Source organism: Halomonas sp. PA16-9 (assembly GCF_009728585.1).
GTDB lineage: Bacteria > Pseudomonadota > Gammaproteobacteria > Pseudomonadales > Halomonadaceae > Vreelandella > Vreelandella titanicae.
Map to the genome: position 1 here is coordinate 2,053,986 of NZ_CP040451.1, position 15,838 is coordinate 2,069,823.

A 15,838-nucleotide genomic window follows, 5' to 3' on the forward strand; every position below is an offset into this window, starting at 1 on the left:
CCAATTTACGTCCTGGGCCCTAGGGCGCGCCAAGCGGATCCAGGCCCGCTTGGCGCAACATATCGCAGAGCGCGATCAGCGGTAGCCCAATCAGGGCGCTGGGGTCACGGCCTTCCAGTCTTTCAAACAGCGCAATGCCAAGGCCTTCCATACGAAAGCTGCCAGCGCTATCTAGGGGCTGCTCTTTGGTCACATAGTTTTCAATCTCTTGCGTGCTAAGAGTGCGAAACACGACCTCGAAGGGCTCGACATGGACTTGATGGCGTTGGTGGCGAGTATCCAGTAGCGCTAAACCGGTCAGGAAGGTGACGCGCTGGCCAGAAAAGCGGGCAAGGTTAGCGCAGGCCTTTTCTGTGGTATGTGGTTTGCCAAGAATATCGCCTTCAAATACCGCCACCTGGTCGGAGCCTATAATGCAGTGGTGGGGGAAGTGAGCCGACACGGCGTTGGCTTTGCTAAGTGCTAGGCGATGTACCAGTGCGTGTGGTGTTTCGCCATTATGCGGCGTTTCATCAATATCCGGTGAATGGCACCGGTAGGGGAGTTGTAGGCGATCCAGCAGCTCACGCCGCCAGCGTGAGCTTGAGGCAAGCACTAGCTCTGTATTTTCTGTACTTAAGGACTGCGCAGTTGATGACTGAGTGCTTGATGGCTCGGTCATGGCGGGTGAGGTCACAGTATAACTCCTGGCTAATGTGGTTGCGCTAGTGGGACGGCAAAGCAGTAGAGTGTAGCGAAAGCTGCGAATTGTGCCCATGTCGGCTGTTTATTGAGGTCTATGTTGGTTATTTATTGAGGAAGCGATGAAGAAATACACCGACAGCTTTGACACCAGCAGGGGGTGCCTATCATTGCGCGCCTATGTTGACCTCACAACTCCCCAGTCGGGTGGAGCCTTATAAGCTCGCAGCCCGCCACGAACGAATCGAAGGCCTGGTAGCGCTGCATAAGCTGCCACGTCTTGCCGAAGAAGCGGGTGACCAAACCGGCGACTGTCATGTCGTGCTTGAGTTTGGTGTCGATGCTCAAGGCCGTCGTGAAATTCGTGGCCACTTGCAAGCGACGTTGGCGCTTGCCTGCCGACGCTGCCTAGTGCCGCTGCCTCAAGAGGTGAGTAGTGACTTTCTGCTTGGAATGGTCACTGATGAAGCCTTGGCGGCCGAGTTGCCTGCTAGTCATGAACCGGTGCTGGTGGAAAAGGAACAGCTGGATCTTCTGACGGTAGTTGAGGATGAATTGATTCTCAGCCTGCCCAGGTGGTCTATCACGATGAAGCCGAATGTCATGTCTCGGCGGAGCAGCTGGTCAGCAAAACAGAAGGCGCGGCGTCAGATACAGCGCCAGCGACGAACCCTTTCGCGGTGCTGAATGTCTTGAAAGGCAAAAAATAAGCACCCTTTACCTTAAATACCTTGGAGTAAACCCCATGGCAGTTCAACAGAACCGTAAAACTCGTTCCAAGCGCGGCATGCGTCGCAGCCACGATGCGCTGACCGCTCCGACTCTGTCTCAGGACAAAGAAACCGGTACGACTCACCTGCGTCACCACGTTTCTCCAGACGGTTTCTACCGTGGTCGTAAAGTGGTTGAGGTATAAGCCTCAATTGCATTACTAAGCGGCTAAACGGACTCAGTGCGGTATGCGCTTAGCGATTGATGTGATGGGGGGTGACCAAGGCCCTCATGCGATTATCGCAGGCTCCGCAAGGGCGGTGTTAGAACACCCCGGTCTTGAGCTGGTTCTGTTTGGCCCGCGTCAGCAGATTATTGCTGAGCTTTCGCGCTTGCCGCAGCCTCTGGCTGCGGCAACGTCACGTTTGGTGGCGCGTGATTCGCCCGATAGCGTAATGCCGGGGTCAACAGCGGCCTGGGCGTTGCGCAGAGGCGAGGCAACGAGCATGGCGCACATGCTGCAGTGTGTCGCCCAGGGTGAAGCTGTGGCTGGTGTCAGCGCAGGCAATACGGCAGCGCTTGTTGCCTTGGCAAGGCGCGAACTGGGGATGGTCGAGGGGATTTCCCGTCCGGCAATCAGTACCGCGATCCCAGCCCGCCAAGGGCGCCGCTGCTATTTGCTGGACTTAGGCGCCAACGTGGATTCCCCTGCCCATCGACTGGTCGATTTTGCACTGATGGGGGCGGCGATGGCGCAGTGTATCGATGGCACTGCGGTGCCGCGCGTGGCGCTACTCAACGTTGGCGCTGAAGCCACCAAGGGGAGTGTGAGCGTACGTGAGGCTGATCGTCTGCTGCGCGAGTATGCCAGTGGTAGTGCTTTCGACTATCAAGGCTATGCTGAGGGTGGCGACCTGTTTAAAGGCCAGCTTGATGTGGTGGTGTGTGATGGCTTTGTGGGCAACGCTGTCCTCAAGGCGAGCGAAGGTTTGACGAGTATGTTGGTTGAACGCGTGCAGATGGCGTTTGAGTCGCGCCTAAGTGGTCGTTTGGCAAGCCTACTGGCCAAGCCTGTGTTAAAGCGCTTAAAGCAAGAGCTTGATCCCGTGCGCTACAACGGGGCCAGTTTATTGGGGTTGCGCGGTATCGTAGTGAAAAGTCACGGCAGTACTCATGCCGATGGGTTTTACTACGCTATTCATCGCGCCCTGCAGGAAGTAGAACATAACTTACCTGCGCGGATCGCAGGCCGCTGGCAAGCGCCATCAAGTGAAAACGATGGCACAGGCCAGCCATGATCAGATAATAACGATTTAACTTTTTTGCGGGTTTATAGGTGGCATCAGGATGTGCCAATAACCTCGCCTATCGCTCATATGAGCAAATGCCTACAAGAGCAAAGGTGAACGACATGTCTCAACCCCTTGCCCTCATTTTTCCCGGGCAAGGCTCTCAGCAGCTTGGAATGCTGCGAGAGCTTGCCGAGCGCTATAGTGTGGTGGGAACGACATTTGAGGAAGCGTCGGATGCTTTGGGCTACGATTTGTGGAAAGTCGTCCAAGAAGGTCCCGAAGAGTCGCTTAATGCAACCGCTTGCACCCAGCCTGCGCTGCTTTCTGCCAGCGTCGCCATTTGGCGTGTGTGGCAAGAACTGGAAGGGCCGCGGCCGACAGTGATGGCGGGCCATAGCCTAGGCGAATACAGCGCTATGGTGTGCGCAGGCGTCATGAGCTTTGCCGAAGGCGTCAACTTGGTACGTCTGCGCGGAGAAGCCATGCAGGCGGCAGTGCCTGCTGGCGAAGGCGGCATGGCGGCGATCCTGGGCTTGGCAGACGATGCGGTTGAAGCCGCCTGTGAAAAGGCTGCCCAGGGCGACGTTGTTTCAGCGGTCAACTACAATTCCCCAGGGCAAGTGGTGATAGCGGGCTCTAAAGTAGCCGTTGAGCGAGCTATTGTTGCTTGCCAGGAGGCCGGTGCCAGGCGTGCCATGGCATTGCCGGTTTCCGTGCCTTCGCACTGTGCATTGATGCGCCCTGCGGCCGAGCGCCTGGCAGAGGCGATACAAACTATCGAGCTGCGGGCGCCGCGCTACAGTGTCATCCAAAACGTCGATGCCCAGGCCCATGCCGATACCGCGACATTGAGCACGCGGCTAGTCGAGCAGCTCTATCAGCCGGTGCGTTGGAGCGCCTGTGTTGAATCCATGGCGGATCAAGGCGTGGAGGTGTTCATTGAGTGCGGGCCAGGAAAGGTGTTGACTGGCCTCAATAAGCGTATCGTGAAGGGTAGCAAGGGATTGGCGGTGAATGATCCTGATAGTTTGGAAGCTGCGCTTGAGCTGGCGCGTGAAACCTTGGCTGATAAGGCGTGACCAAGAGAGATTGCAATCCACTATCCTTGCTTGATTACACGGTTAGAGGCAGAACGTTATGACACAAGAGAGTAGAGTTGCCCTGGTAACAGGGGCGAGTCGTGGTATTGGTCAGGCCATTGCTCGCGAGCTAGGTCGCCAGGGCCGTATCGTCATTGGCACCGCGACCAGTGAGTCTGGCGCTGAAAAAATTGATGCCGATTTGAAAGAGCACGGCATTGAAGGGGCAGGTCTATGTCTTAACGTGACCGACCAGGCCAGTATCGATAGCGTATTGAAAACGATTACTGAGCGCTTTGGTGCGCCGACTATTTTGGTCAACAACGCGGGTATCACGCGTGATAATCTGCTGATGCGCATGAAAGAAGATGAGTGGGATTCCGTCATGGATACCAATCTGAAATCTGTCTATCGCGTTAGCAAGGCGTGTTTACGGGGTATGACCAAGGCGCGGTTTGGGCGTATTGTGTCGATTAGTTCTGTAGTGGCAACCATGGGCAACCTGGGCCAAACTAACTATGCTGCAGCTAAGGCCGGTATGGAAGGTTTTAGCCGCGCGCTAGCGCGTGAGGTCTCCTCTCGTGCGATTACGGTTAACGCAGTGGCACCGGGCTTTATTGCGACTGATATGACCGAAGCGCTACCTGAAGCACAGCACGAAATGCTGCTTAAGCAAATTCCGCTGGCCCGTTTAGGGGCGCCGGAAGAGATCGCCGCAGCAGTGGGTTTTTTGACCAGTGATGCAGCCGGTTATATCACTGGCGAGACGCTTCACGTGAATGGCGGCATGAATATGCGTTGATGGCCTTGGGCTTGGCGGTTGCGTCTACCCAAGGGCGTCTATAAACTACCCCGCAGCTTTTGGCTTGCGGTTTCCAAATAGCTGGTTATCAAAAACGGCTAATGTGAACGACTGGAGTACGTTAATGAGTACTATTGAAGAGCGCGTTAAGAAAGTTGTAGCAGAGCGCCTGAACGTTAAAGAAGAAGACATCCAAAACAGCTCTTCTTTTACAGAAGACTTGGGTGCTGATTCGCTCGACACCGTTGAGCTGGTCATGGCTTTGGAAGAGGAATTCGATACTGAAATTCCCGATGAAGAAGCTGAGAAGATCACCACGGTTCAAGAAGCCATCGATTACGTGAACGCCCACCAGTAAGGGCTGCGTCGATGCATCGAACCAGGGTGGGGTGCTAGCCACCCGCCTTAAAAGCCGTCCTTTTCCAGGACGGCTTTTTTGCTTTGCTGCCACAATGCTTATAACGTTCAATCTCCGTTATACTGTTGACCAAATTTAAGCAGCAAATGACCCAAGTGGGTCGCGTCACCATGGATGCCTGGAGGAAAGCTGATGGCACGGAAAAGGGTAGTGGTAACTGGGTTAGGCCTGGTGACCCCAGTGGGTAATAGCGTTGATGAGTCGTGGGCCAACATTGTGGCCGGTAAAAGCGGTATTACGCCTATTGAGCATTTCGACACCAGCGGTTTTAACACTCGTTTTGGTGGGTCGATCAAAAACTTTGATATTAGCCCGTATCTGAATCCTAAAGATGCCCGCAAGATGGATCTGTTTATTCAGTACGGAATGGCGGCGGGCGCCCAAGCGGTAGAAGATTCGGGGATTGAGTGCACCGAAGAGAATGCCGATCGCATCGGTGTGGCTATCGGCTCAGGCATTGGTGGCCTACCCATGATTGAGCATAACCACAACGCACTCAACAAAGGTGGCGCTCGCAAGATATCGCCATTCTTCGTGCCGGGCTCTATCATCAATATGATTTCGGGCAATATGGCGATTCAGCACGGCTTCAGAGGCCCGAACATTGCCATTACGACTGCCTGCACCACCGGTACTCATAATATTGGTTATAGCGCACGCACCATCGCCTATGGCGATGCGGACGTGATGATCTGTGGGGCTGAAATGGCCACCACGCCGCTGGGCCTGGGTGGTTTTTCTGCGGCTCGCGCGCTCTCTACGCGTAATGACGATCCACAAGCGGCAAGCCGCCCTTGGGATACCGACCGTGATGGTTTCGTGTTATCCGATGGTGCCGGTGTGCTGGTGCTTGAGGAGTATGAGCACGCCAAGGCGCGGGGTGCCAATATCTACGCCGAGCTGGTGGGCTTTGGTATGAGCGATGATGCTTATCACATGACTTCACCGCCGGAAGATGGACGTGGCGCAGCGCTCTCCATGCGCAATGCGATTAAAGATGCCCAGGTTGACGTTTCTTCGGTTCACTACATCAACGCCCATGGTACCTCCACTGCGGCAGGCGATCTGGCCGAAAGTCGTGCCATTGAGAACGTCTTGGGTGGCGCTGCAAGCAGCGTGGCAGTGAGCTCCACCAAATCGATGATTGGCCACCTGTTGGGCGCCGCCGGTGCGGTAGAGGCGGTGTTTAGTATTCTGGCTATTCGTGATCAGGTCGCGCCGCCCACGATTAATCTGGATAACCCGCAGGAAGGCTGCAATCTGGACTATGTGCCGCATACTGCGAGGGATATGCGCATTGATATGGCGCTTTCAAATTCCTTCGGTTTTGGTGGTACCAACGGCTCGCTGCTATTTAAGAAGGTGTAGTTAGCGATGCTGACGCCTACGTTATGTGATGATCAATCTGTGCCGTTTGATGATCGTGGGCTGGCGTATGGTGATGGTCTGTTTGAAACGGTGCTATTACGTACGGGAAAGCCGGTGCTATGGCGCTATCACAGGGAGCGTCTGGCACAAGGTTGTCATCGCCTGGGGCTACCGTTACCTTGCCAGGAGGCCCTTGACGCCACTTGGCAAGGCGATCCCACTGCTGAGTTCGAAGTGCTTAAGCTGATACTGACCCGAGGCAGTGGCGGGCGTGGCTATGCCCAGCCCGATCAGATCACGCCGCGGCTGCTCAGTCGTCGAACGCCGTTTCAACCGTCGGTTAAGCGCTGGCAGGAAGGCGTGACAGTGCGGCTTTGCGATTTGCGGCTGGCCCGTCAGCCTCGGTTGGCAGGTATCAAGCACCTAAATCGACTGGAAAACGTACTGGCCCGCCAAGAGTGGGGCGATGCCACTATTGCCGAAGGATTGCTCGCCGACAGTGAAGGCCTTGTGGTAGAAGCCACCAGCATGAATGTTTTTTGGCAGCAGGCGGGAAAAGTGTTAACGCCTCTCCTTGACCAGTGCGGTGTGGCTGGCACGTTGCGTGCTGCATTGCTTGAACACGGTGCCGTCGCTCAGGCGTCGCTGACGCTTCATCAACTTGCTGATGTCGAGCGGCTATGGGTGGCCAACTCTGTTCAGGGTGTATGGCCTGTTACCACCTTGCTTGCCGCGGATGGTTCACTGCTGCAGCGCTGGCCTCTGAGTCAGCCTGACCCGTTCCAGCGTTTGGCACATCAGCTATTGGGCGTTGTTTAAACGCCAGTGTTTAGATATCGCTCTGCAATTTTTTAGAGGTGTCATGGTGAAACGGTTATTAACCGCTTTATTGGTGTTAGTAGTGGTTGGGGCTGCAAGTGCAGCAGGCGGTTATTTCTATTGGCAGAGCCGATTAGAGGCACCGCTAGCGCTCGATGAGCCAATGCTTTACCAAGTGCCCTCTGGTGCGGGCTTTAATCAGGTCGTGGCGCAATTGGAAGAGCAGGGCGTGCTGGAGGATGCTTGGGCGTTTCGCTTGCTAGCGCGGGTCGAGCCGGAACGCGTGCCGCAACTGCGTACCGGCGAGTATCAGCTATTGCCGAATATGAGCGGTCTGGAAATGATGGCACTGCTGGGTAGCAATAAGGTGGTTACCTACTCGCTGACCATTCCTGAGGGGTGGTCTTTTCGGCAGATGCGCGAATTACTCAATGCGGCGCCGAAACTCGACCACCGCACGGCGGAGTTGAGCGATGCAGAGGTGATGACGTTACTCGATCGAGAAGGCACCTTTCCCGAGGGCTGGTTCTTTCCCGATACCTATCGCTATCATCTGGGTATGAGCGATGTCGATATCCTGCGCCAGTCATTGGAGCGGATGGAGCGCATTTTGGAAGAGGTGTGGGAGGAGCGCGCGGACGACCTAACCATTGACTCCCCCTACGAAGCGCTGATTATGGCCTCCTTGATCGAGCGGGAAACCGGTGCGCCCGAGGAGCGGCGCGAAATTGCCGGTGTGTTCAAGCGCCGCATGGAGCAGGGCATGCGCCTGCAAACCGACCCGACGATTATTTACGGTATGGGGGAGCGTTATGAAGGGCGAATTACCCGCGCCGATATTCGCGAGGCCACGCCCTATAACACTTACGTCATTGACGGCATACCGCCCACGCCGATTGCCATGCCTGGGCGTGCCTCCTTGGAGGCAGCGGTGAATCCACTGCCTGGCGAAACGCTCTATTTCGTTTCCCGTGGCGATGGCACGCACCATTTCTCGCGTACGCTGCGGGAGCATAACAATGCCGTTAATCGCTATATCCGCAATCGCTAATCGCCATGACACATCACCCATGATTGATGACCACTGTAAGGGAGCATGATGAGTAAGCGTGGACGCTTCATTACGCTGGAAGGCGGCGAAGGTGTGGGTAAATCCACCAATGTGGGCTTTGTGGCCGAGTGTTTGGAGGCCCAGGGGTTGGAAGTGGTGCGTACCCGCGAGCCGGGCGGCACCGTTCGTGGTGAAGCTATTCGCGCACTGTTACTGGATCCTGTCCCCCAAGAGCCGCTACATGTCGACGCTGAGCTGCTGCTAATGTTCGCCGCGCGAGCGCAGCACTTGGCGGAAAAAATACTCCCCGCCTTGGCAAGAGGGGCGTGGGTAGTGTGTGATCGCTTTACCGATGCCACCTTTGCCTATCAGGGCGGGGGGCGGGGCATTCCCAAGGAGCGTATCGCCGTGCTGGAGAATTTTGTTCAGCAGGGGCTCTCTCCCGATTTAACCCTACTGCTCGATATGCCCAAAGAGGCTGCAAGACAACGCTTAGAGTCGCGCCTGCGTGATCGCCATGAGCAGCTTGATCGTTTTGAACAGGAGCAGGCTGACTTTTTCCAGGCTGTGCGGGATGGCTATTTGGCACGAGCGGAAGAAGCGCCCGAGCGCTTTGCGGTGATCGATGCACAATACACACTGGATAAGGTACAAAGCCAAATCCGACAAGTCCTATTAACAAAGGTCGCGGCATGGCGTTAACCGGCGTAATGCCGTGGCACCAAGCCACCTGGCAGCATTTGACCCGCTTGGCTGATGGTGGACGGATGCCCCACGCGTTGTTAATTCACGGCGCCCACGGCGTGGGTAAGCAGCAGTTAGCGGAGGCGTTAATTGCCCGAACGCTATGCGCCTCGCCCGCTGATCAAGCCTGTGGCCATTGCCATAGCTGCTCGATGCTGGAATCGGGCTATCACCCGGATCTGCTGCGGGTTTCACCAGAAGAGGGAAAGCGCCAAATCCGCATTGACCCTATCCGCGAGGTTAATCGCTTTGTGTCGCAAACGGCTCAGCAGGGCGGTTATCGAGTGATTGTGGTTTCCCCCGCCGAGGCAATGAACGTTGCCGCCGCCAATGCGCTGCTCAAAAGCCTTGAAGAGCCCGGTGACAAAACCCTGTTTATTCTGCTTTCCGACGTGCCGTCGCGGGTGCTGGCGACGATCCGTTCGCGCTGTCAGCAGTGGTCACTACCCAGCGTTGCCTTTGAGGCGTGTCGTGGTTGGTTGATTGAGCAATTGGGCAGCACTGACGAAGCCTACTTCTGGTGGCAGGTAGCGGGTGGGCTACCACTGCTCGCCGTGGAGCTGGCAGCGCCCGAAGAGCGCGCTTTACGCCATCAAATTCACGACAGTTTCGAACAGCTGGTGCGCGGGGCCGAGCCCGTTTCAGAGGCGGCCCGTCTGGATCGCCAGGCGATTGATGCCATCTTGTGGTACGGTATCGCCTGGCTGGAAGACCTGATTCGTCTAGGTTTGTCTGGGGAGGCGGCGGTGTTGCATAACCCTGATTTAGAACCGCTCTACCGCCAGGCGGTGAAAAATGGTCGTGTTCAGGATTGGTTTCGCCTGCTCGATTATGCCCGCGAGCAGCGACGGTTGTTGGCGGTGGGGGCAAACCCCAATCCTCAGCTAGTGCTTGAAGCATGGCTGGTGCGCTGGGCGGCGCTGCTGCGTTCATAGTGGTGTTTATTCAATCCCCCACGGCTGTTCAAAACAGTGCAGCGAGGTCGTCATGGCAGCTCAGAAAGCGCTCTCTCTTACCGTTCCGGATGTTCCGACACTGCTTTCCGCGTATATGCCTTTTCTGGATCGCGGGGGGATTTTTGTACCTACTCAAACCCCTTACGCACTTGGCCAGCAAGTGTTTTTGCTGCTTACGCTGCCGGGTGAAAGCGAGCGCCTTTCAATTACCGGCCAGGTGGTGTGGGTATCTCCAGAGGGGGTGAGTGGCCGCCGTATGCCAGGCATTGGCCTTCACTTCAGCCAGCAGGACTATCCCGTGCGTGACCGCATTGAGGCGCTGCTTGCCGGTCAATTAGATAAAGCAGCTCCATCGTTCACGCTCTGAATGCCATTTTTCTGATCCAGTCGTTATGGCCTACCTGTTTTGACCTATTTGTTGAGAACCGTATGTTTGTTGATTCACACTGTCACTTAGATCGTTTATCCGACCAGACCCATGGGGGCGATATTGCCGCCACTTTGGCCGCCGCCCGCGCTGCCCATGTCAGCCAATTTCTTGCTGTAGCGGTTACCCTAGAAGACATGCCGCAGCTTGCGGCCATTTCACGCGAACATCACGATGTGGCGATTTCCGCTGGTTTGCACCCCCTGCACCACAGTGAGAATGAACCCAGCGTTGCCGATATAAAAGACACCGCTGAGCAGTATGGTGCGGTGGCAATCGGCGAAACTGGCCTGGATTACCACTATCGCGACAGCGTACCTATCGAGATTCAGCACGAGCGCTTCAAGCGTCACTTAATCGCCGCGCGTGAGTTAGAACTGCCGGTGATTATTCATACCCGCGAAGCCAAAGAGGAAACCTTGGCCTTGCTACGTGAATATAGCGACCCGCGAGTGGGCGGTGTATTACACTGTTTTACTGAAGACTTGGCGATGGCCCGTGAAGCGGTGCGGCTGGGTTTTTATATCTCGCTGTCTGGCATTATTACTTTTCGAAACGCCGCTCCGCTGCGTGAACTTGCCCGTCAACTGCCGCTGGATCGCCTGCTGATTGAGACCGATAGCCCTTATCTAGCACCCGTTCCTCATCGCGGCAAGCCCAATGAGCCCGCGTGGGTGGTGCAAGTAGCTGAGTGCATCGCCAAGGAGCGAGGTATCAGTGTCGATGAAGTGGCCATGCAGACGACCGCTAACTTTTATCAGCTTTTTCGTGCCGCCGCTCCCGATGCCCCGGAACACGTTAAAGAGGCGTTGGCCCACTCAGGGCTTCTATAGCCTGAAGTGCCTTGAATACGCTCAAGCGAGGTGGGTGAGATGAATATTGATCGATTGCTGCAGCAAGGTAATGGAGATGAAGGGCGCACTGGCGCTATTCCTCCACTCGATGAGTGGCAGCCTGCGCTCTCTGGCGATATGAACATCATCATTCACGCCGATGGTCGCTGGTCGCACGAAGGTCAGCCGTTTGCCCGACCCAAGGTGGCACGCCTATTGGCAACGCTGCTGCGCCTGGATGACGAGGGTTACTGCCTGGTTACGCCGGTAGAGCGCTGGCGAATAAAGGTCGAAGACCTGCCATTGGTGGCGGTAGAGGCTGACTTCCGTGACGGTGCCTGGTGGTTTACCACCCAGTTTGACGACGTTGTTCGCTTAGATGCCGAGCATCCGCTCACCGTCACCTCAACCCCCCAAGGTGAGGCGGTGCCACAGCTGCCAGTGCGTTTTGGGCTAGCTGCCCGCTTGCACCGCAATGTCTATTACCAGTTGGTTGAGGCGGCTGAAAGCCGTGATGTGGCCGGTGGCAAGAGTGAACTGGGGCTAACGAGTGCCGGTCAGTGGTTTGCGCTGGGTCAGGTGGATGATGAATTACTTGGCGAGGCGCCGTGAAGTTAACTGCTGAACAGCAAGCTGTTGTTAATCATCAGGCCGGGCATGCGCGCGTGGCAGCGGTGGCCGGGGCAGGCAAAACCACCACCATGGCCGCTCGGGTGCTGCATCTATTGGCCAGCGGTGTACCGCCAAAACGTATTTTAGTGCTGATGTTTAACCGCTCAGCAAAGGATGATTTTCAGCGTCGTTTAGCCGCAATGGCACCTGCCGGGCAGGCATTGCCCGATGTCCGCACCTTCCACTCCCTGGGGCACCGCTTGACTCAAAGCTTATGCCGCTGGGGGGCGCTAGCGCCGCGCCAGCTATTATCCGCCGATTGGCAATTAGAGAGGCTGCTTCGTCAGGCAAGTATTAATGTACTGCGTGATGCCGTTGAGCGCCGAGATGCTGCTCTGGAAGGGGATCGGCTAGAAACCTTAGCCCACTTTTGCGGCTTGGTTAAAGCAGAAATGATCACCCCAGAGGCGCTCTATGAGCGGCTGAATTTTGATCCAGACACCGACTATTTCCCAGCGGCGTTTGCCGAAGCAGAGAGGCTATTGGAAGCGGAAGGCGTGATGACTTATGCCGATCTGCTTTATCGTCCGCTGTTGGCGCTAGAAGCAGATAGTGCTTTACGTGGTCGCGTCGAAGGGTTCCTCGACCATGTCATTATTGATGAGTATCAGGATATTAACGCCGCACAGCAGCGACTTTTATCTGTGTTGGTGGGCACTCGTGCCGAGGTAATGGCAGTTGGCGATGCCAACCAGTGTATTTACGAGTGGCGCGGTGCCAAGCCCGACACCATGCTGGAAAATTTCGCCGCCACCTTTGGCGAAGCGACCGATTACCCACTATCAACCACCTTCCGGCACGGTCATGCGTTGGCGCTGGCTGCTAACCATGCCATTGCCGCTAACCAGCGGCGTCCTAATCAGCTATGCCTTGCAGCGGCTAATAACCCGGAGACCCGCGTCTCAGTCGGGCAGGGGAGCCGTTTGCTACTTGATGCGTTGATGGACTGGCAGGCCCAGGGACGAGCGTTTAACGAAGCTAGTTTGCTGGTACGGAGTTGGGCGCTTTCGGTGCCGTTTCAACTGGCGCTGCTACAAGCAGGGATTCCATTTCGGCTTCAGCGCGAGGATCGTTTTGTGTTTCGTCTGCCGCTGGTGCAGGCCTTGGCGGGCTATTTAAAGCTGTCGCGTCGTCCAGATCTTCTTCGCGACCCGCAGCAACTGTTACTGCTGCTTTCACAGCCGACCCCCTTCGTTGCCCGTGAGCGGCTTCAGCGCTTGGCGCACCAACTGGCGACTACTCAGCAGTGGCCCGAGCGGCATGACGCCATGTTAACGGCGTTAAAGCCGATCCAGAGGCGCACGCTGAAAAAGCGCTGGCTGCTGCTTTGTGAGTTGCCACAGCTGAGTGCATGGCCACCCGCGAAGTTGCTACGCCATGTGGTGGAAAGCATTGATGCTGAAAAAACGCTTAAGCGTGCGGCAGCGCGGCGGGATAAAGGCGAAGAGGATGTGCGCTTACTTGACGTGCTGATCGAACAAGCGCAAAGCGTGCAAGACCCGGATGCCTTTATCGAACTTCTTGAGCGCCCGGTAGAAAATCAGGCGGGTGGTGTGCTGATTAGCACTGTGCACGGGGCCAAAGGGCTGGAGTGGCCACTGGTAGCGGTAGTCGGTGTTAACGAAGAAGACTTTCCTCACTATAGCCGCGATAACCCGCTCAGCGATGAGCGGCTTGAGGAGGAGCGGCGGCTCTTCTACGTGGCAATTACCCGCGCCCAGGAGCAGCTATTAGTGCTTCATGATGGGGGCGTGCACCGGCCGAGTCGCTTTATTGCCGAAAGCGCCTGGCAGGATAGCATGCGGGTTGCCTCCTGCTTGGCCAGTACCAGTGCGCCCGCGGCGACCCTGCAAGTGACATCGGTGGGCCTGGTTGAACGCTATCTGATGCGGCTGGGGCGAGACGATATTGCGCTTGCGCCGGCACAGGTTGATGAGGTCAAAGCAGGTTATTCAGCAGAGGCGAATTTCTACCCTGGTCAACGGCTTCATCACGCGGTATTTGGCGTAGGCGAAGTGGCGGCGGTGGAGGGAAGCGCCAGCGACCCGGTCATTGATGTGCGTTTTGATCAGGCAGGGCGAAGGCGACTCATTGCCCGCCGCGCACCCATTGAGCTACTCGAAAATGGCTCAACGCTTGCTGGGTAAGTCATTGATTTTCTAATAGTACACACTCTTTCACATTTGAACTCAAATTAAGCTTTAGAGCTGTTTGACTTAGCATCGCCCTGCCGATTTAATACCCACACTTCTACCGAGTTAATACTCAGCAGCTCATAGTATATAACTAATGAAATAGGGAACGAGCATGGTAAGGCAAGTCACTTGGCTTTGCGCCATTTTGATCGTTACCCAAAGCGGCGCCTTGCTTGCTGATAACTCCCTACCTAATCTTGAATTCAATGGTTTTGGCACGCTGGGGGTCGTTCACTCTGACGAGCAAAATGCTGACTTCATTAATGACCCTTTTGCTTCACAAGGTGCTGGATACAGCCATGATTGGAGCGCAGAAGTTGATAGCCGCTTAGGGCTTCAAGCTACGCTGCATCTCACGCCTAAACTGTCCTCGGTTGTTCAAGTAGTCAGCGAGAAGCGGTATGACGGCTCTTACGCACCTGAGATTGAATGGGCGAATGTTCAATACGACATTACCCCTAATCTTAGTTTCCGCGTTGGGCGTATGGTGCAGAGCTCATTCATGGCTTCTGAACATCGTAAAGTTAATTACGCCACTCCATGGGTGCGGCCTCCGCAAGAAGTTTATCGTCTAATGCCGGTGGCTAATTTTGACGGTGTTGATATGCGCTATCGATACCCAGTAGGGGAGACTACCAATGAATTGCAGTTGAATTTTGGTGGTGGCAGCGTTGATTACTCAACGGGTAGTATCGACGCCAGCGATTCCTGGGGCGTTTCTCACCGTACTCATTGGGGGATGCCACCCTGTTCGCCAGCTACGGCGAACTGAAAGTAAGCGCAGATGAACTCTCACAATTTTTCGATGTTTACCGCCTCTTTGGTCTACCCGGTGAACAGCTTGCTAGCCGCTACGAAGTTGATGGTAAGCGTACGAGCCTGCTGAGTTTAGGGTTAGGTTATGACCCTGGGTCATGGTTTGTTATGGGCGAGTGGGCACGCTCTTCGTCGCCTTCTCTGTTAGGGGAGAGCGAAGGAGCCTACATGACGTTAGGTTACCGTGTCGCCGAGTGGACACCGTATGTAGGTGTGGCGCGAGCAAAAGTCACCAGCAATACGTCAGAGCCTGGGCTAAATGCTGCCCTGTATCCATCGCCCTTTGCAGAAGGTGCCCAGCTCCTTAACGGGATGTTGAATGAGCTACTATCCAGCGGAATACAGCAAGAAAGCATAACGGTTGGTGCACGCTGGGATTTCAGACCGGGTATGGCTCTTACGGCCCAATATGATCACATCGATATGCGCTCAGGGACATCAGGGGGCTGATTAATCAACAGCCCGAGTTTACCCCAGGTGGACGTATTAACCTGTTCAGCCTTTCGCTCGACTTTGTGTTTTAAGGAGAGTGGCCATGCTTAAACGTCTAACTGGATCCGGAATCAGCCTCTTATTGGGGGCGATGTTGAGCATGACTTATCATCCTGCTTCAGCCGAAGTATTGGTGGTGGTATCAGCCGAGGCGCCTTTTACTCGCCTTACCAGCAGCGATTTAAGGGATGTTTATTTAGGGCGCCGCACGCTAATAGTTAACGGAGCACAGGTGGTGCCCTTGGATCTGACTGAAGGTACGGCAGCGAGAAGTGAGTTCTACACCCGCTACACGGGGCAAACCCCTGCGCAGATCAAGGCACACTGGGCCAGGCAGATATTTACCGGGCGAGGGCAGCCGCCCCAAGCGCTGGCTAATAGTCGCGCAGTGGTAGAGCGATTAGTCAGTGATGCAAAAGCACTGGGCTATATAGACCCTTCCTTTCTTGATGAGCGTTTGAGAGTGGTGACAATTGAGTAGT

Annotated in this window: 18 protein-coding genes and 1 pseudogene; 18 read left to right on the forward strand and 1 reads right to left on the reverse strand. The window is 55.6% G+C overall.

Annotated features, from left to right (window positions below):
- Window positions 1-19: 19 nt before the first annotated feature.
- Window positions 20-661 carry a Maf family protein gene (locus tag FDY98_RS09440; protein WP_162471386.1) on the reverse strand — a complete coding sequence of 214 codons (642 nt, stop codon included), beginning with the start codon at window positions 659-661 and terminating at the stop codon, window positions 20-22.
- A 200-nt stretch (window positions 662-861) separates the two neighbouring features.
- Here FDY98_RS09440 and FDY98_RS09445 point away from each other — a divergent pair.
- From FDY98_RS09445 to FDY98_RS09525, 18 genes and pseudogenes are all read left to right on the forward strand, one after another.
- A pseudogene (locus FDY98_RS09445) lies at window positions 862-1,391 on the forward strand (YceD family protein).
- 35 nt (window positions 1,392-1,426) lie between these two features.
- Window positions 1,427-1,597, forward strand: coding sequence for a 50S ribosomal protein L32 (rpmF, locus tag FDY98_RS09450; RefSeq protein ID WP_007114757.1), 171 nt, complete (start codon window positions 1,427-1,429; stop codon window positions 1,595-1,597).
- Between the two features lie 43 nt (window positions 1,598-1,640).
- Window positions 1,641-2,690: a phosphate acyltransferase PlsX gene (gene plsX / locus FDY98_RS09455; RefSeq protein WP_009286412.1), complete on the forward strand. Its 1,050-nt coding sequence runs from the start codon at window positions 1,641-1,643 to the stop codon at window positions 2,688-2,690.
- A 113-nt stretch (window positions 2,691-2,803) separates the two neighbouring features.
- On the forward strand, window positions 2,804-3,763 hold the full coding sequence (fabD, locus tag FDY98_RS09460) for an ACP S-malonyltransferase (protein ID WP_027959111.1): 960 nt from the start codon (window positions 2,804-2,806) through the stop codon (window positions 3,761-3,763).
- A gap of 58 nt (window positions 3,764-3,821) precedes the next feature.
- Window positions 3,822-4,565, forward strand: a complete 744-nt coding sequence (gene fabG, locus FDY98_RS09465) for a 3-oxoacyl-ACP reductase FabG (RefSeq protein ID WP_009286414.1) — start codon at window positions 3,822-3,824, stop codon at window positions 4,563-4,565.
- Window positions 4,566-4,689: 124 nt separating this feature from the next.
- A complete protein-coding gene (gene acpP, locus FDY98_RS09470) occupies window positions 4,690-4,923 on the forward strand; it encodes an acyl carrier protein (protein ID WP_008956801.1) in 234 nt (77 codons plus the stop codon).
- Between the two features lie 192 nt (window positions 4,924-5,115).
- The gene (gene fabF, locus FDY98_RS09475) at window positions 5,116-6,351 is read left to right on the forward strand and encodes a beta-ketoacyl-ACP synthase II (protein WP_155705797.1); all 1,236 of its coding nucleotides are present in this window, start codon (window positions 5,116-5,118) and stop codon (window positions 6,349-6,351) included.
- Between the two features lie 6 nt (window positions 6,352-6,357).
- Complete coding sequence (pabC, locus tag FDY98_RS09480; protein WP_009286416.1) at window positions 6,358-7,170, forward strand: aminodeoxychorismate lyase; 813 nt, start codon at window positions 6,358-6,360, stop codon at window positions 7,168-7,170.
- 43 nt (window positions 7,171-7,213) lie between these two features.
- A complete protein-coding gene (mltG, locus tag FDY98_RS09485; RefSeq protein WP_022523872.1) occupies window positions 7,214-8,221 on the forward strand; it encodes an endolytic transglycosylase MltG in 1,008 nt (335 codons plus the stop codon).
- 48 nt (window positions 8,222-8,269) lie between these two features.
- A complete protein-coding gene (gene tmk / locus FDY98_RS09490; protein ID WP_022523871.1) occupies window positions 8,270-8,923 on the forward strand; it encodes a dTMP kinase in 654 nt (217 codons plus the stop codon).
- The gene (locus FDY98_RS09495) at window positions 8,914-9,900 is read left to right on the forward strand and encodes a DNA polymerase III subunit delta' (RefSeq protein WP_027959113.1); all 987 of its coding nucleotides are present in this window, start codon (window positions 8,914-8,916) and stop codon (window positions 9,898-9,900) included. The genes tmk and FDY98_RS09495 overlap by 10 nt, the downstream gene beginning before the upstream one ends.
- A 52-nt stretch (window positions 9,901-9,952) precedes the next feature.
- Window positions 9,953-10,288, forward strand: coding sequence for a PilZ domain-containing protein (locus tag FDY98_RS09500; RefSeq protein WP_022523869.1), 336 nt, complete (start codon window positions 9,953-9,955; stop codon window positions 10,286-10,288).
- A 62-nt stretch (window positions 10,289-10,350) separates the two neighbouring features.
- The gene (locus FDY98_RS09505) at window positions 10,351-11,181 is read left to right on the forward strand and encodes a TatD family hydrolase (RefSeq protein WP_009286419.1); all 831 of its coding nucleotides are present in this window, start codon (window positions 10,351-10,353) and stop codon (window positions 11,179-11,181) included.
- A 39-nt stretch (window positions 11,182-11,220) separates the two neighbouring features.
- On the forward strand, window positions 11,221-11,793 hold the full coding sequence (locus tag FDY98_RS09510) for a DUF1285 domain-containing protein (protein ID WP_027959114.1): 573 nt from the start codon (window positions 11,221-11,223) through the stop codon (window positions 11,791-11,793).
- Complete coding sequence (locus FDY98_RS09515) at window positions 11,790-14,000, forward strand: ATP-dependent helicase (RefSeq protein WP_009286421.1); 2,211 nt, start codon at window positions 11,790-11,792, stop codon at window positions 13,998-14,000. The genes FDY98_RS09510 and FDY98_RS09515 overlap by 4 nt, the downstream gene beginning before the upstream one ends.
- Before the next feature lie 193 nt (window positions 14,001-14,193).
- On the forward strand, window positions 14,194-14,820 hold the full coding sequence (locus FDY98_RS27605; RefSeq protein ID WP_340146447.1) for a hypothetical protein: 627 nt from the start codon (window positions 14,194-14,196) through the stop codon (window positions 14,818-14,820).
- Window positions 14,781-15,314 (forward strand): hypothetical protein, encoded by a 534-nt coding sequence (locus tag FDY98_RS27610; RefSeq protein WP_340146448.1) that lies wholly within the window; start codon window positions 14,781-14,783, stop codon window positions 15,312-15,314. The genes FDY98_RS27605 and FDY98_RS27610 overlap by 40 nt, the downstream gene beginning before the upstream one ends.
- A gap of 85 nt (window positions 15,315-15,399) precedes the next feature.
- Window positions 15,400-15,837 (forward strand): hypothetical protein, encoded by a 438-nt coding sequence (locus tag FDY98_RS09525; RefSeq protein ID WP_022523865.1) that lies wholly within the window; start codon window positions 15,400-15,402, stop codon window positions 15,835-15,837.
- The last annotated feature ends 1 nt before the right edge of the window (window position 15,838 follow it).